Annotated in this window: 23 protein-coding genes; 10 read left to right on the top strand and 13 right to left on the bottom strand. The window is 66.9% G+C overall.

Features of this window, described 5'->3' with window-relative positions:
- Positions 1 to 10: 10 nt before the first annotated feature.
- The 4 genes from GEM_RS05235 to GEM_RS05250 form a co-directional block, all read right to left on the bottom strand.
- The gene (locus GEM_RS05235; RefSeq protein WP_014896403.1) at positions 11 to 469 is read right to left on the bottom strand and encodes a RidA family protein; all 459 of its coding nucleotides are present in this window, start codon (positions 467 to 469) and stop codon (positions 11 to 13) included.
- A 42-nt stretch (positions 470 to 511) separates the two neighbouring features.
- Positions 512 to 1,693 (bottom strand): PLP-dependent aminotransferase family protein, encoded by a 1,182-nt coding sequence (locus tag GEM_RS05240; RefSeq protein ID WP_014896404.1) that lies wholly within the window; start codon positions 1,691 to 1,693, stop codon positions 512 to 514.
- Positions 1,694 to 1,845: 152 nt separating this feature from the next.
- Complete coding sequence (locus tag GEM_RS05245) at positions 1,846 to 2,754, bottom strand: DMT family transporter (RefSeq protein ID WP_014896405.1); 909 nt, start codon at positions 2,752 to 2,754, stop codon at positions 1,846 to 1,848.
- A gap of 55 nt (positions 2,755 to 2,809) precedes the next feature.
- Positions 2,810 to 3,502, bottom strand: coding sequence for a VOC family protein (locus tag GEM_RS05250; RefSeq protein ID WP_014896406.1), 693 nt, complete (start codon positions 3,500 to 3,502; stop codon positions 2,810 to 2,812).
- A gap of 229 nt (positions 3,503 to 3,731) precedes the next feature.
- On the opposite strand from GEM_RS05250, the gene GEM_RS05255 reads away from it, so the two are divergent.
- The 4 genes from GEM_RS05255 to GEM_RS05270 all read left to right on the top strand — a co-directional run bounded on the left by GEM_RS05255 (position 3,732) and on the right by GEM_RS05270 (position 8,332).
- On the top strand, positions 3,732 to 5,192 hold the full coding sequence (locus GEM_RS05255) for a PLP-dependent aminotransferase family protein (RefSeq protein ID WP_014896407.1): 1,461 nt from the start codon (positions 3,732 to 3,734) through the stop codon (positions 5,190 to 5,192).
- Between the two features lie 157 nt (positions 5,193 to 5,349).
- A complete protein-coding gene (gene htpG, locus GEM_RS05260; RefSeq protein WP_014896408.1) occupies positions 5,350 to 7,248 on the top strand; it encodes a molecular chaperone HtpG in 1,899 nt (632 codons plus the stop codon).
- Positions 7,249 to 7,256: 8 nt separating this feature from the next.
- On the top strand, positions 7,257 to 7,856 hold the full coding sequence (locus GEM_RS05265) for a chorismate--pyruvate lyase family protein (RefSeq protein WP_014896409.1): 600 nt from the start codon (positions 7,257 to 7,259) through the stop codon (positions 7,854 to 7,856).
- Positions 7,856 to 8,332, top strand: a complete 477-nt coding sequence (locus GEM_RS05270) for a DNA-deoxyinosine glycosylase (protein WP_014896410.1) — start codon at positions 7,856 to 7,858, stop codon at positions 8,330 to 8,332. Before GEM_RS05265 ends, GEM_RS05270 begins: the two co-directional genes overlap by 1 nt.
- A 96-nt stretch (positions 8,333 to 8,428) precedes the next feature.
- Here the strand turns inward: GEM_RS05270 and GEM_RS05275 are convergent, their stop codons facing one another.
- The 3 genes from GEM_RS05275 to GEM_RS05285 all read right to left on the bottom strand — a co-directional run bounded on the left by GEM_RS05275 (position 8,429) and on the right by GEM_RS05285 (position 9,865).
- Positions 8,429 to 9,184: a hypothetical protein gene (locus GEM_RS05275; RefSeq protein ID WP_014896411.1), complete on the bottom strand. Its 756-nt coding sequence runs from the start codon at positions 9,182 to 9,184 to the stop codon at positions 8,429 to 8,431.
- Between the two features lie 150 nt (positions 9,185 to 9,334).
- Positions 9,335 to 9,598 carry a helix-turn-helix transcriptional regulator gene (locus GEM_RS05280; RefSeq protein WP_051137964.1) on the bottom strand — a complete coding sequence of 88 codons (264 nt, stop codon included), beginning with the start codon at positions 9,596 to 9,598 and terminating at the stop codon, positions 9,335 to 9,337.
- Positions 9,599 to 9,610: 12 nt separating this feature from the next.
- On the bottom strand, positions 9,611 to 9,865 hold the full coding sequence (locus GEM_RS05285) for a hypothetical protein (protein ID WP_014896413.1): 255 nt from the start codon (positions 9,863 to 9,865) through the stop codon (positions 9,611 to 9,613).
- A gap of 142 nt (positions 9,866 to 10,007) precedes the next feature.
- Between GEM_RS05285 and GEM_RS05290 the strand changes: the two genes are divergently transcribed.
- The 3 genes from GEM_RS05290 to mctP all read left to right on the top strand — a co-directional run bounded on the left by GEM_RS05290 (position 10,008) and on the right by mctP (position 12,913).
- Positions 10,008 to 10,925, top strand: coding sequence for a spermidine synthase (locus GEM_RS05290; RefSeq protein ID WP_014896414.1), 918 nt, complete (start codon positions 10,008 to 10,010; stop codon positions 10,923 to 10,925).
- A gap of 198 nt (positions 10,926 to 11,123) precedes the next feature.
- On the top strand, positions 11,124 to 11,366 hold the full coding sequence (locus tag GEM_RS05295) for a DUF3311 domain-containing protein (protein ID WP_014896415.1): 243 nt from the start codon (positions 11,124 to 11,126) through the stop codon (positions 11,364 to 11,366).
- A complete protein-coding gene (mctP, locus tag GEM_RS05300; protein ID WP_014896416.1) occupies positions 11,363 to 12,913 on the top strand; it encodes a monocarboxylate uptake permease MctP in 1,551 nt (516 codons plus the stop codon). The genes GEM_RS05295 and mctP overlap by 4 nt, the downstream gene beginning before the upstream one ends.
- Before the next feature lie 90 nt (positions 12,914 to 13,003).
- Here the strand turns inward: mctP and GEM_RS05305 are convergent, their stop codons facing one another.
- The 5 genes from GEM_RS05305 to GEM_RS05325 all read right to left on the bottom strand — a co-directional run bounded on the left by GEM_RS05305 (position 13,004) and on the right by GEM_RS05325 (position 18,138).
- Positions 13,004 to 13,459, bottom strand: a complete 456-nt coding sequence (locus tag GEM_RS05305) for a VOC family protein (RefSeq protein WP_014896417.1) — start codon at positions 13,457 to 13,459, stop codon at positions 13,004 to 13,006.
- A gap of 246 nt (positions 13,460 to 13,705) precedes the next feature.
- On the bottom strand, positions 13,706 to 14,659 hold the full coding sequence (gene tal, locus GEM_RS05310; RefSeq protein WP_014896418.1) for a transaldolase: 954 nt from the start codon (positions 14,657 to 14,659) through the stop codon (positions 13,706 to 13,708).
- 168 nt (positions 14,660 to 14,827) lie between these two features.
- Positions 14,828 to 16,039, bottom strand: coding sequence for a benzoate/H(+) symporter BenE family transporter (locus GEM_RS05315; protein WP_014896419.1), 1,212 nt, complete (start codon positions 16,037 to 16,039; stop codon positions 14,828 to 14,830).
- Positions 16,040 to 16,097: 58 nt separating this feature from the next.
- The gene (locus GEM_RS05320; RefSeq protein ID WP_014896420.1) at positions 16,098 to 17,273 is read right to left on the bottom strand and encodes a vWA domain-containing protein; all 1,176 of its coding nucleotides are present in this window, start codon (positions 17,271 to 17,273) and stop codon (positions 16,098 to 16,100) included.
- Positions 17,274 to 17,295: 22 nt separating this feature from the next.
- Entirely contained in the window at positions 17,296 to 18,138 is an 843-nt protein-coding gene (locus GEM_RS05325) for an AAA family ATPase (RefSeq protein WP_014896421.1), read from the bottom strand.
- A 244-nt stretch (positions 18,139 to 18,382) separates the two neighbouring features.
- On the opposite strand from GEM_RS05325, the gene GEM_RS05330 reads away from it, so the two are divergent.
- Positions 18,383 to 18,742 (top strand): c-type cytochrome, encoded by a 360-nt coding sequence (locus tag GEM_RS05330; protein WP_006478192.1) that lies wholly within the window; start codon positions 18,383 to 18,385, stop codon positions 18,740 to 18,742.
- Between the two features lie 40 nt (positions 18,743 to 18,782).
- Positions 18,783 to 19,142 (top strand): c-type cytochrome, encoded by a 360-nt coding sequence (locus GEM_RS05335; RefSeq protein WP_014896422.1) that lies wholly within the window; start codon positions 18,783 to 18,785, stop codon positions 19,140 to 19,142.
- A 72-nt stretch (positions 19,143 to 19,214) separates the two neighbouring features.
- On the opposite strand, the gene GEM_RS05340 is transcribed toward GEM_RS05335, so the two are convergent.
- Positions 19,215 to 19,682, bottom strand: a complete 468-nt coding sequence (locus GEM_RS05340; protein WP_420358927.1) for a DUF1841 family protein — start codon at positions 19,680 to 19,682, stop codon at positions 19,215 to 19,217.
- Between the two features lie 179 nt (positions 19,683 to 19,861).
- Here GEM_RS05340 and GEM_RS05345 point away from each other — a divergent pair, with 179 nt between their 5' ends.
- Complete coding sequence (locus tag GEM_RS05345; RefSeq protein ID WP_014896424.1) at positions 19,862 to 20,791, top strand: DMT family transporter; 930 nt, start codon at positions 19,862 to 19,864, stop codon at positions 20,789 to 20,791.
- Positions 20,792 to 20,827 lie beyond the last annotated feature (36 nt).

The raw sequence follows: 20,827 nt of genomic DNA on the forward strand, positions 1-20,827 counted from the left end.
GCTGCGTCCGTTACGCGACTTCGGCGATCAGCTCGATCTCGACGCATGCGCCGAGCGGAATCTGCGCGACACCGAATGCCGAACGCGCGTGCTTGCCCGCGTCGCCGAGCACTTCGGCGATCAGTTCCGATGCGCCGTTCGTGACGATGTGCTGTTCGGTGAAGTCGAGCGTCGAGTTGACGAGGCTCATCAGCTTGACGATACGCGTGACCTTGTTCAGGTCGCCCGTGTGCGCGTGCAGCGTCGCGAGCAGGTCGATCGCGATCGAGCGAGCAGCGGCCTTGCCGTCTTCCGTTTGCAGATCGGCGCCGAGCTTGCCGGCCCAGACCTTGCCGTCCTTCTTCGCGATGTGGCCCGACAGGTAGACCGTGTTGCCGCTTTGCGCGCTCATCACGTAGGCGGCGGCCGGTGCGCCGGCGGTCGGGAGCTCGATGCCGAGCGACTTCAGTTTGTCGTAGACGTTAGCCATGTGTTCGATTCCTCGTAGAGAGTCGTGACAGGAAAAAGGGGCTCAGAGACGCTCGCGCAGCAGCTTGCCGAGCCGCGCGACGCCTTCCTCGATCTTCTCGGGCGGCACCGTCACGAATGACAGGCGCAGCGTGTTCGGCTGCGCGTTGTCCGCGAAGAACGGCGCGCCCGGCACGAAGGCGACGTGGTTGTCGACCGCCGCGGCGAGCAGCTTCATGCTGTCGATCTGCGGGGGCAGATCCACCCAGATGAACATCCCGCCTTCCGGGCGGTTCCACGTGACGCCTTCCGGCATGTGGCGCGCGAGCGACGCGAGCATCGCTTCGCACTGCGCGCCGTACAGCTGGCGGATCGTCGGGATGTGTTCGTCGAGGAAGCCGTCCTTGATCACTTCGTGTGCGATGCGCTGCGTGAGCGTCGGCGTGTGCAGGTCGGTGGCCTGCTTGGCCTGCACCAGCTTGAAGTGGAGTTCTTCGGGGGCGATGATGTAGCCGATCCGCAGGCCCGGCGCGAGCACCTTCGAGAACGTGCCGAGGTGCACGACGTGATCCGGCGCCATCGACAGCATCGTCGGCAGCGGCTCGCCCTGGTAGTTCAGCGCGCCGTACGGATCGTCTTCCAGCACCGGGAACGGGCTCGTCTGCGCGAACGCGGCGAGCGCGCGGCGGCGCTCGACGGGCAGGCGGCGGCCGGTCGGGTTCTGGAAGTTCGGCTGCGCGTACAGCAGGCGCGCACCTTGCGTGAGTTCGGGCGTGAGGCCTTCAGGCAGCAGGCCCTGTTCGTCGGTCGGCACCTGGACGTAGCGCGGCTCATACAGCGAGAACGACTGCAGCGCGCCGAGGTAGGTCGGCGTTTCGACGAGGATCGGGCTGTTCGGATCGATCAGCACCTTGCCGAGCAGATCGAGCGCCTGCTGCGAGCCGGTCGTGATCAGTACCTGCGACACGCGCACGCTGTAGCGCTCGGCGATCCATTCGCGCAGCGGCAGGTAGCCTTCGGTCGCGCTGTACTGGAGGGCGGCGGCGGGCGAATCGCGCAGCACGCGGTCGGCCGCGGCGCGCATGCGTTCGGCCGGGAACGTCGCGGGAGCGGGCAGGCCGCCTGCGAACGAGATGACCTCGGGGCGTTCCGTCACCTTCAGGATCTCGCGGATCGCAGAGCTCGTCAGCTTGCGGGCGCGTTCGGAAAGCTGCCAGTGCGGCGGATGCAGGTCGCTCGGATTCATAGTCTCCTCGTTCGGATATCGTGGTCAGTCAAGAAAGGTCGATCAGGCTGAGCGCGTCGACGCAGCCGGGTGGGCGTGCGGGAGCGCGATCGGGCCGTCGCGGCCGGGTGGGCAAAACCGTTCAGGCAAAACAAACATTATGGCGCACCTCATCAACCGGCGCGAGCGGGACGCGGGGCCGTGACCACCGCCGAGCGCCGGCCGAGCATCACGGTCGCGATCACGGCGGCCGCGAACAGCCACGTCGACGGCGTCACCGTTTCGCCGAACAGCAGCGCGGAAAAGGCGATCGTGAAGAAGATCTGCAGCAATTGCACCTGGCCGACGCGTGCGATGCCGCCCATCGCGAGCCCCGCATACCACGCGAAAAAGCCGATGAATTGCGAAAAGAGGGTCACGTAGCCGAACGCGAGCCACGTGCGCAGCGCGAGCGGGGCCGGATGCGCGATGTGCTGCGTCCATGCGAGCCAGCCGACCGGCAGCACGAGGAACGGCGCGGATACGACGAGCGCCCAGCAGATCACCTGCCAGCCGCCGATCTGGCGAGCGAGGCGCGCACCTTCCGCATAGCCGAGCGCGCCGATGCCGACCGCGACGAGCATCAGCGCGTCGCCGGCCTGCACGGTGCCGCCGCCGTCGCGCAGCGCGAACGCGATCACCAGCGCGCTGCCCGCCAGCGCGCTGACCCAGAACGCCTTCGACGGCCGCTCGTGCGACAGCCACGCCGCGTACAGCGCGACGAACAGCGGCTGCAAGCCGTTGACGACCGCGCCGTGCGACGCCGGCACCGTTTTCATCGCCCACGCGGAGAACACCGGATACGCGATGATCACGCCGGCCGACACGACCGCGAGGCTTTTCAGTTGCGCGCGGCTCGGCAGCCGTTCGCGGCGCCACCACAGCAGCAGGCCGGCCGGCACCGACGCGGCGAGCGCACGGCCGAGCCCGTTGAGCAGCGGATTGAGTTCGGAGACGACGATACGCGTCATCGGCAGCGTCAGGCTGAAGATCATCACGCCGATGAGGCCGAGCAGCATGCCCCGGGTTTCGCGCGAATTCATGTCGTGGGTGTCTCCGTATTGCTGGGTTCGTGTAATGGAAGGGGCGGCAGGGCGGTCAGCGCAGCGTGCGGGTACCTTGCGGCGTATCGAATTCGGCGACGAGCGCGGGCGGGCCGTCGCCGGTTTCGAGCTCGAGCAGGTGGCCGGCGCCGAGCCAGTCGAGCTGCTCGCGGATCGTGTCCGCACGCGGGTGGACGCCCTTGAGCACCTTCAGCGCGACGCCGTCGTGCGGCAGCGATTCGGCCGGATGGCGCGGGCTGTCCCACTGGATCAGCGACGGCACGAGGCCGTCGCCGGCGCCTTGCCACGCGGGGAACGCGCCGTCGTCGGGGACCGTGAGACCCCAGCTCAGGTCGCCGCGCCGCATCGCGACCACCGGCGCGATGCGGGCCGGGTACTGGCTCTGCCACAGCGCGAGCTGGCGCGGGCGGTCGACGCGCGCGACCCAGTGCGCGAGGAACGGGCCCTGCGCGAGCCGCGCGTGGATGGCCGGATCGTCGAGCCCGAACAGCCGGGCGCGTGGTGGCGCGGCGGCGTCGCCCGCAGCGGGTGCGTCGGGATCGATCGCGATCACTTCGAGGTACAGCCCGCCCCACACGCCGAACAGCGCATTATGGGTGCGCATCAGCGGATGGCGGCCGCCGCCGGCCGGCTCGATGCCGAGCGCGTCGGCGACATGGCGCACGCCTTCGTCGAGCGTGCGCGCGGCGATGACGAGATGGTCGAGGGTCACGGAGCGGGCTGGCATGAACGTCGGTCGGGAAGTGAAAGTGTCATGGTGGGCGGGCGATCCGCCGGGTGGCTGCGCGGCCGGCCGATGCACGGGCCGCGCTGCGGTCCGGCGGGCGCCGCCCAAGTGCGGCAAGGCCGGAACGGCGGCCGCAGGGTCGCCATTGCGGTCAACTGTAATCGTCGGCACCGGCACAGTAACGGTACAATCGGCGCGATAGCCTTCGGTACAGTTGGAGCTGCCGCCCATGTCCACCGTCCCTCTCGCCCAGATTCCCGTGCCGCACGATACGGCCACGCTCACGCTCGTCGACCAGCTCGTCCAGTGGGCGCGGCGCCGCATCGATGAGCGCGTGTTCCGGCCCGGCATGCGGATGCCGTCGATCCGCAAGCTCGCGCTCGACAAGAGCGTGTCGCGCTTCACCGTGGTCGAGGCCTACGAGCGGCTCGTCGCGCAGGGCTATCTCGACTCGCGGCGCGGCTCGGGCTTCTATGTGCGCGAGCGCACGGCCACCGGCCCGCAGCCGGCCGACAGCGTGGTGCGCGTGGCCGAGGCTGCGCCGGTCCACAACACGATCGACGTCGTCTGGCTGCTGCGCAACATGCTGCACACCGTCAGCCCGGAAAAGGGGCCGGGTCTCGGCTACCTGCCGGGCCGCTGGCTCGACGGCGAGTTGATCACCGGCGCGCTACGCGCGCTCGGGCGCCAGTCCGGCGCGCAGATGCTCGGCTTCGGCACCGCGCAGGGTTTCCTGCCGCTGCGCCAGCAACTGCAGACGCGGCTCGCGGAAGTCGAGATCGGCGCGAAGCCCGAGCAGCTCGTGCTGGTGTCCGGCATCACGCAGGCGATCGACCTGATCTCGCGAATCTACGTGCGGCCCGGCGATGCGGTGATCGTCGGCGATCCCGCGTGGTTCCAGATGTTCGGCCGCTTCGCGTCGCAGGGCGCGCAGCTCGTCGGGATGCCGTACACGCCCGACGGCCCGGACCTCGACGCGCTCGAGACGCTCGTGCAGATGTGGCGGCCGAAGATGCTCGTGATCAATTCGGTGCTGCAGAACCCGACCGGCACGTCGCTGTCGGCCGCGCAGGCGTTCCGGATCCTGAAGCTCGCCGAGGCGTACGATTTCCTGGTCGTCGAGGACGACGTGTACGGCGACCTGTGCCCGCCGAGCTATCCGGCCACGCGGCTCGCGAGCCTCGATCAGTTGAAGCGCGTGATCTACCTCGGCAGCTATTCGAAGACGCTCGCGGCGAATTTGCGGGTCGGCTACGTCGCCTGCGCGCCCGAGATCGCGAAGGCGATCACCGACCAGAAGATGCTGGTGGGGATGACCACGCCGGAGCTGAACGAGCGCGTGCTTTACAAGATCCTGACCGAGGGGCATTACCGGCGCCACGTCGAGCGGCTGCGCGCGCGGCTCGACGGCGTGCGCGACAAGACGGCGCGGATGCTCGAGCGCACCGGGCTGCGGCTCTTCACGATGCCGGCGGCCGGGATGTTTCTGTGGGCCGACACGGGCGTCGATTCGGACGCGCTCGCGGCCGCCGCGCACGAGGAAGGGTTCCTGCTGACGCCGGGGAGCCTGTTCTCGCCGCAGCAGTCGACGTCGACGTGGACGCGCTTCAACGTCGCGAACTGCGGCGATCCGGCGCTGCCGGGGTTTCTCGCGCGCTATATCGACTCGGCGGCGCGGCGCGCGTCGTGACGGGGGCGGCACGCCGCCCCTTGAAATCCGGCCGCCCGTCCCCAGATACGCGCGCAAACCGCTTGCGCCAGACGGTTGTCCTTGACGAGCCCACCGGCATCGCGCGCCGGGCGCCTGCGCCACACCATTCAAGTTCAAGTAAGAGGAAACAGCATCCATGGCACACGAAACGATGAGCTTTCAGGCAGAGGTCAAGCAACTCCTCCACCTGATGATCCATTCGCTCTACAGCAACAAGGAAATCTTCCTGCGCGAACTGGTGTCGAACGCGTCCGACGCGGCCGACAAGCTGCGTTTCGAAGGGCTCGCGGACAACGCGCTGTACGAGAACGATCCGAACCTGCGCATCCGTATCGGCTTCGACAAGGCGGCACGCACGATCACGATCGAGGACAACGGCATCGGCATGAGCCGCGACGAGGCGATCGCGAACCTCGGCACGATCGCGCGTTCTGGCACCAAGGAATTCTTCACGAAGCTGTCGGGCGACCAGCAGAAGGACGCGGCGCTGATCGGCCAGTTCGGCGTCGGTTTCTACTCGGGCTTCATCGTCGCCGACAAGATCACCGTCGAGACGCGCCGCGCCGGCCTGCCGGCGAGCGAAGCCGTGCGCTGGGAAAGCGCGGGCGAGGGCGATTTCACGATCGACGCGATCGAGCGCGCGCAGCGCGGCACCACGATCACGCTGCACCTGCGCGAAGGCGAGGACGAACTGCTGTCGTCGCATCGCCTGAAGTCGATCATCCAGAAGTACTCCGATCACATCGCGCTGCCGATTCTGATGCAGCAGGAAGAGTGGGATCAGGAAAAGGGCGAGATGGTCCTGAAGGACGAGGACGAGACCGTCAACCAGGCAAGCGCGCTGTGGACGCGTTCGAAGAGCGAAATCACCGACGAGCAGTACACGCAGTTCTACCAGCACATCGCGCACGACCACCAGGATCCGCTCACGTGGACGCACAACCGCGTCGAGGGCCGCAGCGAATACACGCAGCTGCTGTTCGTGCCGGCGCACGCGCCGTTCGACCTGTGGAACCGCGACTACCGCGGCGGCCTGAAGCTGTACGTGAAGCGCGTGTTCATCATGGACGACGCCGAGCAGCTGCTGCCGCAATACCTGCGCTTCGTGAAGGGCGTCGTCGATTCGGCCGACCTGCCGCTGAACGTGTCGCGTGAAATCCTGCAGGAAAGCCGCGACGTGAAGGCGATCCGCGAAGGCGTGACGAAGCGCGCGCTGTCGATGCTCGAGGAACTCGCGAACGCGGAAGAGGATGCCGGCAAGGAGAAGTACAAGGCGTTCTGGAGCGCGTTCGGCCAGGTGCTGAAGGAAGGCCTCGGCGAGGATCACGCGAACCGCGAGCGCATCGCGAAGCTGCTGCGTTTCGCCTCGACGCACGGCACGACCGATGCGCAGGACGTGTCGCTTGCCGACTACGTGTCGCGCATGAAGCCCGAGCAAAGCAAGATCTACTACGTGACCGCCGATACGTGGCAGGCCGCGAAGAACAGCCCGCATCTGGAAGTGTTCCGCAAGAAGGGTGTCGAGGTGCTGCTGCTGACCGATCGCGTCGACGAATGGATGCTGTCGTTCCTGCAGGAATTCGACGGCAAGCCGCTCGCGAGCGTCGCGCGCGGCGATCTCGACCTCGGCGAGCTGAACGACGAGGAAAAGAAGGCGCAGGAGCAGGCCGGCGAGGCGATCAAGCCGGTCGTCGAGAAGATGAAGGAAGCGCTCGGCAACAAGGTGAAGGAAGTGCGCGTCACGTTCCGCCTGACCGATTCGCCGTCGTGCCTCGTCGCGGACGACAACGACATGAGCGGCTACTTGCAGCGGATGCTGAAGGCGGCTGGCCAGAACGCGCCCGCGATGCAGCCGATCCTCGAGATCAACCCCGAGCACGCGCTCGTCAAGCAGCTGAACGCCGACAGCGCCGATTTCGGCGACTGGGCCCATCTGCTGTTCGACCAGGCGCTGCTGGCCGAAGGCGGCATGCTCGACGATCCGGCGAGCTTCGTGAAGCGGACCAACGCGCTGCTGCTGTCGCGCGCCGCGTGAACGCGCGGATGCGATTCGACGGCGCACAGGCGGGCTGGCGCGAAACGCCCCGGCCCGGCTGCACGCTCGACCAGCGCGACTGGCTGACGCGCGGCGGGTCGCTGACCGCGCATCTCGCGCGGCTCGGTAGCGTGAAGGTGCGCGTGACGCGCGAGGCCGTCGACTGTCCGTGGTTCGACGAGCCGGTCGCGCTCGCCAGTGCGCCGCGTGCGCCGATGTGGGTGCGCGAGGTGATCCTGTCGGTCGACGGCACGCCGTTCGTCGCCGCGCACAGCATCGCGCCGCTCGCGGCCAGCAAGGGCGTCTGGCAGGCGATGCGGCGGTTGCGCACGCGGCCGCTCGCGGAGTTGCTGTACAGCGATCCGGAGGTCGAGCGCTCCGCGCTCGTCAGCCGGCGCGTGATTGCGGGACATCCGTTGTATGCACTGGCGACCCATGCGCTCGGCGCAGGCGTGCGAGCGCCGCATGCGTTTGCCGCGCGGCGCTCGGTGTTCCAGCGGCACGGCAAGCCGTTGATGGTCACCGAGTGCATGCTGCCGGCGCTGTGGCGCCATCTCGATGCGCACGGCGACGGGCCGCGCTCGGTCGGGCCGCACGGAGCAGCGTGATGCTGCAAGGTTTTCCGCCGGTCGCCGGCCCGAATACGCACACGATGATCCTCGGCAGCTTTCCGGGCGAGGCGTCGCTCGATGCCGCGCAGTACTACGCGCATCCACGTAACCAGTTCTGGCGGTTGCTGGGTGCGGTGCTCGGCGAGCCTGAACTGCACGAGCTTGCTTATGACGCACGGCTCGAGCGCGTGCTTTCGCACGGCATCGGCATCTGGGATGTCCTCGATGCATGCCATCGGCAAGGCAGTCTCGATTCGGCGATCCGCAATGCGCAGCCGAACGACTTTGCGTCGTTGAGGGAGCATGCGCCGTTGCTGAAGAAAGTGTGTTTCAACGGGAAGACGGCAGGGCGGTTTGCCGACGTGATCGGCCAGGCCGGGTACGACACGCTCGTGCTGCCTTCGTCGAGTCCGGCGAATGCCGTACTTTCGTTCGATCGAAAGCTGTCCTTCTGGCGAGAGATTCTTTCCTGAGGCTGGCCTTTTGACGCGACGGGGTGGATGGCGCTTCGGCACCCGCTGCGCCCGTCGTTGCCGCGTCAGTCCCGCGTCAGTCCCGCGTCACTTCATTCACGGCGACACGATCTTCGACCAGGGTTGTGAGGTCGGACTCTTCTTCGGCGTCAACATCAGGGGACCGTTGTCTCCGTCGCGGAAGACATACGAGCAACCGTCTCCCGAGTTTCCTTTCCACGTCAGGCAGAGTTCGCCCTGCGAGCTCAGTTGCCAACGCGCGCTATCACTCTGCCCCTTGTTGTTGTGCGCGTAGAGCATGCCGTTGTCGTCGACCTGCCAGGTCACCTCGGTACCGTCGCGAAGCCGTACGAACGTCACGTGCTTGCCGATCAGCACGGCCGCGACTTCGTCATGATCCAGCCAATGACGCGCCATGTTCGCCATGACGATGGTCAGCGGTTTGCTGACGCCGTTCTTGTACGTAATCGCGCCGGAGAACGCCATTTGGTCAGAGGATTCGGCGGATATCGTCGCGCTGATCTGAGTCGTGATGGCGAGCGTCCATTTGCTGTCGACTCGACGCAATTCAGCAGGGACCGGCTGCAGTTGGGTGTTTGTCACGCCATACGTTGCGTCGAGCGTGTAGGTCGAACCATCTTTCGCCTGAACATTTGCGACGTCGAGCGTACGCACCACGGCCTCGCCCGCGACGTCGACCTGCCATTTGCCCTTGATCCAGCTCGCATCGACGCCTGCTGCGGCAGGGGCCTGCGTTGCCGATGATGGTGCCTGGGCGTGCGCGCTGCCCGGCAGCAGGCACGCCGCGACGCTGGTGATCGCCAGGAGCGCCGCGTGGAATGCGTATGGCATAGCAGGACCTCGCTTGTCTTTTTGTTGCGCCATTCATTGCAGGCGGTGCCGATACAGGCCGCGCGTGATTTGATTATGCGCAATCCCGTCGTGGCAGTACAGGATCGGCCGATCCGTGGAAGCACGGATCGTGCCGCGCGCCGCTCCTCGTCAGGCGGCGAATACGACCTCGATATGTCCTTCGGCTTCCGAATCGCGGTCGGGCCCGACGACGATCTGCACATCGCGCCCGAGCTTTGCCAGGCATTTGAGCATTTTCGCTTCGTTCACACCGCGAAACTGACCGCGCAGCATGTTCGACCGCTTGGGCTGCGTCATGCCGAGCAACCCGGCCGCGTGCTGCTGCGCCCATTTGCGTGCCTTGATGATCTCCGCGATCCTGGCGGCAAGCTGGTCGATGGGGCACGCACGGATCGCGCGTCATGGTCACTCATCCTTGCCCCATCTCCACCGCGGTTTCTCGCCCTTGATCCAGCACACGACAGTCAGCAGCGCGACCAACACCACGACGCAGGCGCCGTACGCAAGCGGCGAACGATGCGGCGGCAGCAGCCACGCGCTCGCAACGATCCCGATCGCGAACAGCAGCAGCACGACCCAGCCCTGCCACGCGACCGGCAACCCCCATCCCCAGCCATGGCGCTTCGCCGGAAACCAGATCTTCTTGTCGTTCGAGGCCATCTGTCCTCCGTCGCTCAGTGAATCGGCGTAGCGCCGACGGGATTCGACGTCATGCGTGGCCGGGCACGCGGCAAGGCCGCCACCCCGCACCAATGCTATCCTCTCGTCCGCTAAAACCAGCATTACCCAGCGAGATTCAATCATGACCCGACTGATCAAGCGCGCGTCCGCCGAGGCGCGCGCGTTCAAGCAACGCAAGACGTCCGCGTACAACGGCTCCGAAAAACTCCAGCCGCCGCGCGTGAAGCGCCGCCCGGACATCGACGAACACGACGACGTGCCCGTCCTCGAAGCACCGCGCAAGCCGCGCTTCGCACCCGTCACGTTCTCGGAAGAGCGCGGCGTGCGCTTCCTGCACTTCGGTACCGAATGGGTGCAGGGCGCGATGCGCATCTCGAAGCCGCTGCACATCGAACTCGAATACGCGCAGCAGATGATGGCGTGGCTGCTGTTCCTCGAAACGCCCGGGCGGATCGTCCAGCTCGGGCTCGGCACCGGCGCGCTGACCAAGTTCTCGCATCGCTTCCTGCCGCACGCGAAGGTCGAGGCCGTCGAACTGAACCCGGCCGTGATCGTCGCCGCGCGCACGATGTTCGCGCTGCCGCCCGATGACGCACGCCTCGCCGTGCACGAAGCCGACGCCTGGGATTTCGTCAACGACCCGGCCAATCGCGGCACCACGGGCGCGATCCAGATCGACCTGTACGATGCGACCGCGCGCGGGCCGGTGCTCGACAGCGTCGCGTTCTACCGCGCGGTGCGCGGCTGCCTGGCCGATGCGGGCATCGCGACGATCAACCTGTTCGGCGATCATCCGAGCTTCGTACGCAACATGAAGCACCTGAACGCGGCGTTCGACCATCGCGTGATCGCGCTGCCGGAAGTGCACGACGGCAACCGGATCGCGATCGCGTTCTCGGGCCCCGCGCTCGACGTGTCGTTCGCCCAGCTCGACGCACGCGCGAAGCTGATCGAGGACACGCTGAAGCTGCCCGCGCGCAAGTGGGTGAAAGCTTTGAAAGAAACGGCCGGCGCACGCGAATCCTCGTTCGCGATCTGACGCTCATGCACCGGCCGCATGCCGGTGCAACCGCATGACTGGGGGCGGATCACCTCGGGTTCGCCCCCGCTTGACCGCTCGCTCGCGGCTCCTATACTGGCGCGAAGCCAGGGGGGCCGCAGCTTACCCGTTTTGTCGCTCCTCTCGCCGCCGTACCCGCTTAACAAGATCGATAACCGGGAAAGATGAGGAGACGTCATGGCTCACAATGCCGACGCCAATCGGGCCGCCAAGCGCTGGCTCTGGCTGCTGGTGCTGCCGCTGATCGCGATGGTGTGGGTACCGTCGTACAGCAAGATCGAACCGCAATGGTTCGGATTTCCGTTTTTCTACTGGTACCAGCTGCTTTGGGTCTTCATTAGCGCGGTGATCACCGCGTTCGTCTATTTCAAGACCAAGAACGCGTGGAAGGCGAGCGGCCCGCAGGGAGGTGCACGATGAATCTCGGCGCAACCTTCGTCTTCGTACTCCTGTTCATTGGCGTCACCATCATCGGTTTCCTGGCTGCGAACTGGCGGCGCGGCGATCTCGCCCACCTCGACGAATGGGGCCTCGGCGGCCGCCGCTTCGGCACGATCGTCACGTGGTTCCTGCTCGGCGGAGACCTCTACACGGCCTACACGTTCGTCGCGGTGCCCGCGCTCGTGTTCGGTGCCGGCGCGATGGGCTTCTTCGCGCTGCCGTACACGATCCTGATCTACCCGTTCGCGTTCATCGTGTTCCCGAAGCTGTGGAGCATCGCGAAGCGCCACGGCTACGTGACGGCTGCCGACTTCGTGAACGCCCGCTACGGCAGCCGGATGCTCGCGCTCGCGATCGCGGTGACGGGTATCCTCGCGACGATGCCGTACATCGCGCTGCAGCTCGTCGGCATCGAAGTGGTGATCGGCGCGCTCGGCTTCGATACGACCGGCTTCGTCGGCGACCTGCCGCTGATCATCGCGTTCGCGATTCTCGCCGCGTACACGTATACGTCGGGGCTGCGCGCACCCGCGATGATCGCGATCGTGAAGGACATCCTGATCTACATCACGATCGCCGCGGCGGTCATCGTGATCCCCGCGAAGCTCGGCGGCTTCGGCCATATCTTCGCGAGCGTGCCGCCCGCGAAGCTGCTGCTGAAGGCGCCGGACGCGGCGAGCCTGAACGGCTACAGCGCGTACGTGACGCTCGCGATCGGCTCGGCGCTCGCGCTGTTCCTGTATCCGCACTCGGTCACGGCGATCCTGTCGTCGTCGTCCGGCAACTCGATCCGCCGCAACATGGCGATGCTGCCCGCGTACTCGTTCGTGCTCGGCCTGCTCGCGCTGCTCGGCTACATGGCGCTTGCGGCGGGCGTGAAGGACATGCCGCAGTACGCGCCGTACTTCAAGGCGTTCGGCCCGAACTTCGCGGTGCCCGCGCTGTTCCTCGAGTATTTTCCGTCCTGGTTCGTCGGCGTCGCGTTCGCGGCGATCGGCATCGGCGCGCTGGTGCCGGCGGCGATCATGTCGATCGCGGCCGCGAACCTCTATACGCGCAACATCCACCGCGAGTTCATCAACCGCGACATGACGCACGACCAGGAGACGCACGTCGCGAAGCTCACTTCGCTAATCGTGAAAGTCGGCGCGGTCGCGTTCATCCTCGGGCTGCCGCTCACCTATGCGATCCAGCTGCAGCTGCTCGGCGGGATCTGGATCATCCAGACGCTGCCCGCGATCGTGCTCGGCCTGTACACGCGGCTGCTCGACCATCGCGGCCTGCTGGCCGGCTGGGCGGCCGGCATCGTGTGCGGCACGTGGATGGCGGTGTCGCTGAAGCTCGCAAGCTCGATCTTCACGATCCACCTGTTCGGCCTCGCGATTCCCGGCTACGCGGCCGTGTGGTCGCTGGTCGTGAACCTGGTGGTGGCGGTGGTGGTGAGCGTGCTGGTGCGCGCGATGGGCATGGCGCATGCGGAGGATCGCACGCGGCCGGAGGATTATCTCGACGTCGTCGAGGGTTGATGCGGGCGGCGCGGCCGCGTGTCGCGGGCCGCGCATCGCGCCGCGACCACGACGCCCGCCACTGCGAAGTGGCGGGCGTTTTCGTTGGCGTCAGCCCTGTGCGCGCTTCGCGAGATCTTCGCGTTGCGACAGGTCCTCGACGTTGACCATCCAGTGCACGCCGAAACGATCCTTCGCCATGCCAAAGCCGAGCGCCCAGAACGTCTTGCCGAACGGCATCGTCACTTCGCCGCCGTCGGCGAGTGCATTGAACAGCTTCTGGCCTTCCTCGACCGTCGCCGGGTTCAGCGACAGCGAGTAGCCGGCGTGCGCGGCGCCTGCCGGCTGGCTGCAGTCGCCGTCCGAGCACATGATCATCGAGTCGCCGATCATGAAGCTCGCATGCATCACCTTGTCGCCCATCTCCGGCGACATCGGGTGATCGGGATTCGGCGGCGCATCCTTGAAGTGCATCTTGAACATGGTCTTCGCGCCGAGCGCCTTTTCGTAGAACTGCAGGGCCTCTTCCGCGCGGCCGTAGAACGTCAGATACGGTTGGACTTGCATCGTTGTCTCCTGTGGACCGGGCCGGCGTGTCGGTGTCGGCTCGGGTACTTCCAAGATTGACCGGGAAGAGCACGTCGGGATGCGGCCGGCGCACTCGTGACGTGGATTGTAGTGCGCGCGCCTGACGATGGAATGAAAAATAAAAACGGCCGCGAACACGAAGTTCGCGGCCGTTGGTCACGCTTGCTGACGGCTGGTGTCAGGGTTGCTGACAGTTCAACTGACAGCAATCTCGCGCAGTCCGGTTCAGCGCAGCGCGTCGATCAGCTTCTCGAGCTTGACCGCATCGGCGGCGAACACGCGGATGCCTTCGGACAGTTTTTCCGTCGCCATCGCATCTTCGTTCAGCTGGAAGCGGAACGATGCCTCGTCGATCGCGACGCGCGCGGTCGGCTTGTCCTGACGCGCGTCCGGCGACAGCTTGCGCGCGACCGTGTCGGTGCTCTCCTGCAGCTTCTGCAGCAAATCGGGGCTGATCGTCAGCAGGTCGCAGCCCGCGAGCTCAGTGATCTGGCTCGTCGTGCGGAAGCTCGCGCCCATCACTTCGGTGTTGTAGCCGAACGTCTTGTAGTACGTGTAGATGCCGCGCACCGACTGCACGCCCGGATCGTTCGCGCCGCCGTTCTTCACTTCATCCCATTCTGCGCCGGCCTGCTTCTTGTACCAGTCGTAGATGCGGCCGACGAACGGCGAGATCAGTTGCGCGCCGGCTTCCGCGCATGCGGCGGCCTGCACGAGCGAGAAAAGCAGGGTCATGTTGCACTTGATCCCTTCCTTCTGCAGCACCTCGGCCGCGCGAATGCCTTCCCACGTCGACGCGAGCTTGATCAGGATGCGCTCACGGCCGATGCCGGCGGCTTCGTACAGCTTGATGAGTTCGCGACCCTTGTCGATGGAGCGCTGCGTGTCGAACGACAGGCGCGCGTCGACTTCGGTCGATACGCGGCCCGGGATCAGCTTCAGGATTTCGGTGCCGAATGCGATCAGCAGGCGGTCGATGATGAATCCGGTGCTTTCGTTGCGGTGATCGCGGACGGTTTTCTCGAGGATGGGCTTGTACGCATCCTTCTGGACGGCCTTCAGGATCAGCGACGGGTTCGTGGTCGCGTCCTGCGGCTTGTATTGCGCAAGCTGCTGGAAATCGCCCGTGTCGGCGACGACGGTCGTGTACTGCTTCAGCTGGTCGAGTGCGGTAGTCATGGCGATTCGGAAGAAGGGCGCGGAGCGCCGGGTTCTCACGGGCCGCGCGAGCGCGGCGGCGAAGCGAAGCGGCGCAGGGCGCCGCCTCCGATCCATCATTTTAGGCCCGATTCGTGTCGAGCACGTTTTGGCGTGTCCGGCCCCCGCCGTGGCGGGCGTCGCGCCGTATCACGCGGGGCGCCGCGCGTTCAGGATCACCTGCGTGACGATCCCCGCGACGAGCCCCCAGAACGCCGAGCCGATCGACAGCAGCGTGAGGCCCGACGCAGTGACCATGAACGTGACGAGCGCGGCTTCGCGCTGCTTCACGTCCTGCATCGCGTTCGCGAGCCCGCTCATGATCGAGCCGAACAGCGCGAGCGCGGCGACCGATACGACGAGCGCCTTCGGCAGCGCCGCGAACAACGCGGCGATCGTCGCGCCGAAGATCCCGGCGATCAGGTAGAACGTGCCGCACCACACGGCGGCGGTGTAACGCTTCGCGTGGTCCTCGTGCGCTTCGGGGCCCGTGCAGATCGCGGCCGTGATCGCCGCGAGGTTCACGCCGTGCGAGCCGAACGGCGCGAGCAGCAGCGACGCGAGGCCGGTGGTCGCGATCAGCGGGGATGACGGTGTCTGATAGCCGTCGGCGCGCAGCACCGCGATGCCCGGTACGTTCTGCGACGCCATGGCAACCACGAACAGCGGAATGCCGATGCTGACGATCGACGCGATCGAGAACGCGGGCATCGTGAACACGGGCTGCGCGAGCGCGATGTGGAAGCGGCTGAAGTCGAGCAGGCCGAGGCCGCCGGCCACCGCGGTGCCGACGATCAGCGTCGTGACGATCGCGTAGCGCGGCGCGAGCCGCTTGACGATCAGGTACGTGAAGAACATCGCGAGCACGAGCGCGGTCTGGAACTGCGCGGCGCGGAAGATCTCGATACCGATCTCGAACAGGATGCCCGCGAGCAAGGCGGCGGCGATGCCGGCCGGAATCCGCCGCATCAGCGTGTCGAACAGCCCGCTCACGCCGACGGCCGTCAGCAGCAGCGCACAAACGACGAACGCGCCGATCGCCTCGGGGTACGGCACGCCGGGCAGCGACGCGATCAGCAGCGCGGCACCGGGAGTCGACCATGCGACGACGACGGGCGCGCGAAAGCGCAGCGACAGGCCGATCGTCGTCAGCGCCATGCCGATCGACAATGCCCAGATCCACGACGAGATCTGCGCGTCGGTCAGGTGCGCGGCGCGGCCGGCCTGGAACATCAGCACGAGCGAGCTCGTGTAGCCCGTCATCATCGCGACGAAGCCGGCGACGAGCGCGGAGACGGACGTATCGGCGAAAAAGCGGCGGCCGCCGGCGCGGCCAGCGCTCGCGGTGGGCGAAGGGTTCATGCTATCTCCGGGGGGGAGGCCGCTCGGACGCGGCCTTCGTGTCTGCAGGTTGGGTTCGTTACTTGCTGAGTGCGCGCATCGCGGCTTCGAGGCCCGCGAGCGTCAGTGGATACATGCGCTGGCCCAGCAGGTCGCGGATCACCGCGACCGATTGCCGGTATTCCCATAGCCGCTCGGGCTCGGGGTTCAGCCATGCATGATGGGGGAACTGGTCGGCGAGGCGGCGCAGCCACACGGCGCCGGCTTCCGGGTTGTTGTATTCGACCGAGCCGCCGGGTTGCAGTACCTCGTACGGGCTCATCGTCGCGTCGCCGACGAAGATCAGCTTGTAGTCGGGCGTGAACTTGTGCAGCACGTCCCACGTCGCGGTGCGCTCCGCGTGACGGCGGCGGTTGTTCTTCCACAGGTGGTCGTACACGCAGTTGTGGAAGTAGTAGAACTCGAGGTGCTTGAACTCGGCCTTCGCGGCCGAGAACAGCTCTTCGGTGCGCTTGATGTGATCGTCCATCGAGCCGCCGACGTCGAGCAGCATCAGCACCTTCACGTTGTTGTGGCGCTCGGGCACCATCCGCAGGTCGAGCCAGCCGGCGTTCGCCGCCGTGCTGCGGATCGTGCCGGGCAGGTCGAGTTCCTCGGCCGCGCCTTCGCGCGCGAAGCGGCGCAGGCGCCGCAGCGCGACCTTGATGTTGCGCGTGCCGATCTCGACCGAGTCGTCGTAGTCGCGGTACGCGCGCGCTTCCCACACCTTCACCGCGGTGCGGTTGCCGTTCGACGGGCCGCCGATGCGCACGCCTTCCGGGTTGTAGCCGCCATGACCGAACGGCGAGGTGCCGCCCGTGCCGATCCACTTGTTGCCGCCTTCGTGGCGCTCCTTCTGCTCGTCGAGCAGTTCCTTCAGCCGCTCCATCAGCTTGTCGAGCCCGCCCATCGCTTCGATCTGCGCCTTCTCCTCCGGCGACAGCTCGCGCTCGAGGCGCTTCTCGAGCCAGTCGAGCGGGATGTCGAACGCTTCGGTCGGCAGTGCGGACACGCCGTGGAAATACGCGCCGAACGCCTGGTCGAACTTGTCGAAGTACTGCTCGTCCTTGACGAGCGTCATCCGCGCGAGGAAGTAGAACGCGTCGATCGACGGCGAGATCAGCCCGGCCTTCAGCGATTCGAGCAGCGTCAGGTATTCCTTCACCGAGACGGGCAGCTTGGCTGCGCGCAGCGCGTAGAAGAAACTGAGCAGCATGGCCGGGCCTTCGCGGGTGGGGTTACCGGTTGTGCCGGTTCATGTAGACGAGCCGCTCGAGCAGGCTCAGGTCCTGCTCGTTCTTCAGCAGCGCGCCCGCGAGCGGCGGCACGATCTGCTTCGCGTCGACGCCGCGCAGCGCGTCGGCGGGGATGTTCTCGGCGAGCAGCAGCTTCAGCCAGTCGAGCAGTTCGGACGTCGACGGCTTCTTCTTCAGCCCCGACACGCTGCGCAACTCGAAGAAACTCTCGAGCGCCGCGTGCAGCAACTCCTCGCGAATGTTCGGGAAGTGGACCGCGACGATCTTCTGCATCGTCGCCGGGTCGGGAAACTGGATGTAGTGGAAGAAGCAGCGGCGCAGGAACGCGTCGGGCAGTTCCTTCTCGTTGTTCGACGTGATGATGACGAGCGGGCGATGCTTCGCGCGCACGGTCTCGCGCGTCTCGTACACGTGGAATTCCATCCGGTCGAGCTCGCGCAGCAGGTCGTTCGGGAATTCGATGTCGGCCTTGTCGATCTCGTCGATCAGCAGCACGCTCGGGTGTTCGGCATCGAACGCCTGCCACAGCACGCCCTTCACGATGTAGTTCGAGATGTCCTTCACGCGCGCGTCGCCGAGCTGCGAGTCGCGCAGCCGCGACACCGCGTCGTATTCGTACAGGCCCTGCTGCGCCTTCGTCGTCGACTTGATGTGCCACTGCAACAGCGGCATGTCGAGCGCGGCGGCCACTTCCTCGGCGAGCATGGTCTTGCCGGTGCCGGGCTCGCCCTTGATCAGCAGTGGGCGTTGCAGCGTCAGTGCGGCGTTGACCGCGAGCTTCAGATCGTCGGTGGCGACGTAGTGCGAGGATCCTTCGAAACGCATGGCGGCGCTCTTCTTAATCGCAAAAAAACCCAGTATAAGTCAGAAGGGCTGTCCGGTTGGGCCGGGCCCGCGTATCGTTGCGGGGCTGCGGCGGGACCAACCGGGGCGCCGTATGGACGCATTCCCCGCCGGCGCGGTACAATCTGGCCGTTTTTTTTGGCCTGCGTGGCGATCCGATCAGCAAAACGGCGCGGGCCGTTGCCGCTTCGGCGCCAGTTTCCCCTCAAGCTAGGTTACAAGAGCTATGAACAAATTCGTCGGCAAACACGTCGTTGTCGCAGCGCTCGTGGCGCTCGCGGGCAGCGCGCAGGCGGCCGGTGTGGTCGGCAACCCGAAGGACGGGGCGAGCAAGGCCGCCATGTGCATCGGCTGCCACGGCATCCAGGATTACCGCGCAGCGTACCCGGAGGTCTACCGGGTGCCCGTCCTCGGCGGCCAGAACCAGCAATACCTCGAGAACGCGCTGAAGGCCTACCGCAAGAAGGATCGTCACTTCCCGTCGATGAACGCGATTGCCGGTTCGCTGACGGACCAGGACATCGCGGATCTGTCGGCGTACTACGCCGCCCAGAAGGCCGACACGAAGGACAATCCCTACAAGTAAAGCGCGCGCCGCCGATCTGACCGGCGGGACAGGAGCATTCATGAACAACGCATTCAAGACGGTGGCGGTTGCACTGGCGGCCGGCCTCGCGATCGGTGCCGCGCATGCGGCGGACACCACGAAGGGCAAGGAGCTGGTCGAATCGCACAACTGCGCGGCCTGCCACGGCGCGCAGCTGAACAAGCCGATCAACGCCGAATATCCGCGTCTCGCGGGCCAGCACGCCGACTACCTCGTGTGGGCGATGCGCCAGTACCAGATGGGGCTGACGAACCCGCTGCTCGGTCGCAACAACGCGATCATGCAGGCGCAGGTGCAGAACCTGTCGGTCAGCGACATGAAGGACATCGCGGCCTACATCGAGTCGCTGAAAGAAACCGACCTCGTGTTCAAGAAGTAAGCGCGACGGGCCTTGCCGGCCCACGCAGCAAGAATACCCCGCCACGGCGGGGTATTTTTTTGTCCGCGGCGCTCAGTCGCGCGACGCGCGACGGAGGATGCGCTGCAGGTACGCGTCCGTATCGGGCGGCGTGCCGGTGCGCTGCGCTTCCCAGATCGTCTCGCCGAGGCATTCCATGATCACGTGTTGCGCGTCGTGGGTCGAGTCGAGCTTCGCGGCCAGCTTGTCGTGCGCGGCGCGGATGCCGGGCGGCTGGTCGATCGACAACTGCTCGCTGATCGCGAGGTGCATCGACAGGTGCAGGAACGGGTTGGTCCGGCCTTCCTCGGGCGTGTAATTACGCGCGGCGGCGCCGTCGGCGTCCGCGAGGTCGGCGTGGTATTCGGGGTGCTCGACGATCCAGTCTGCTGCCATCGCTTCCAGCGGCGTCAGGATCTCGCCGGCGCGCTGCTTGCGCCAGGTTTCGGTGAAAAAGCGACGGACTTCGTCGCGACTCGGATTGAACATGGTGGGGAAGCGTCGTGATTCGGGCGGCCTCATGCCGCGTCGGGCATTGTACGCCGGGTCGGCGGACGGTGCTGGCGCCGCCGCGGGTGGCGGCAGTCGGCCGGCGCGGCTTGCGCGGCGGGGCGGCGCAACGGGTAAGCGCGGGCTAGGCTGAGCGTCGCCGCGCCGCTACACTCCGACGATTCCCGTCGTCGCGTTCGCGCCGTATCGTCATGTCCGCCACCACCCGCTCACCGTCGGCCGCGCTGCAGGGCGCGCTCTATGTCGCGCTGTCCGCCGTCGCGTTCGGCGCGATGGCGATCTTCGGCCGCTATGCGTATGCCGCCGGCGTCGACGTGCTCGGGCTGTTGATCGTGCGCTTCGCGATCGGCGGCGCGGTCCTCGCTGCGATCGCCCGGCACCGCCGTGTCGCATGGCCACGCGGCCGCGCGCTTGCGCCGCTCGTGGCGATGGGCGCGCTCGGCTACGTCGGACAGTCGTTCTGCTATTTCAGCGCGCTCCAGCACGCGCAGGCGAGCCTCGTCGCGCTGCTCTTGTACCTGTATCCGGCCTTCGTTACGCTGCTGGCCGCGTGGTGGCTCGGCGAGCGCCTCACGCGTGCGAAGGCGGTCGCGCTGGTGCTCTGTGTTGCGGGCTCGGCGCTGATGGTCGGCGGTGGCCACGGCGAGCCGCTCGGCATCGCGCTCGCGCTGGCCGCCGCGGTGATCTATTCCCTGTACATCGTCGGCGGCACGAAGGCGACGCGCGGCGTCGATCCGCTCGCGACCACCGCGATCATCTGCCTGTCGGCGACCGCGACGCTCGTCGCGATCGCGATCGTGCGGACCGCTGCATTCGGCGCGCCGCCGCGCTGGCCGGCGACGGCCGGCGGCTGGGCGTCGATGCTCGCGATCGCGCTGGTGTCGACGGTCACGGCGATGCTCGCGTTCTTCGCCGGGCTCGAGCGGCTGGGGGCCGCGCGCACGTCGATGCTGTCGACGCTCGAACCGGTCGTGACGGTCGCGCTCGCGGCGCTGCTGTTCGGCGAGGCGCTGTCGCCGCTGCAGTGGGCCGGCGGCGTCGCGATCCTCGCGGCCGTGCTGGCGCTCGTGCGCGCGGGCGGCGCGGCGGCCGACGATGCGACGGCGACGTCCAACGCATAGCGGGGAAAGGGAAGCGGCCGGCGCCGCAACGTGGCC

It is taken from the genome of Burkholderia cepacia GG4, assembly GCF_000292915.1.
Classification (GTDB): domain Bacteria; phylum Pseudomonadota; class Gammaproteobacteria; order Burkholderiales; family Burkholderiaceae; genus Burkholderia; species Burkholderia cepacia_D.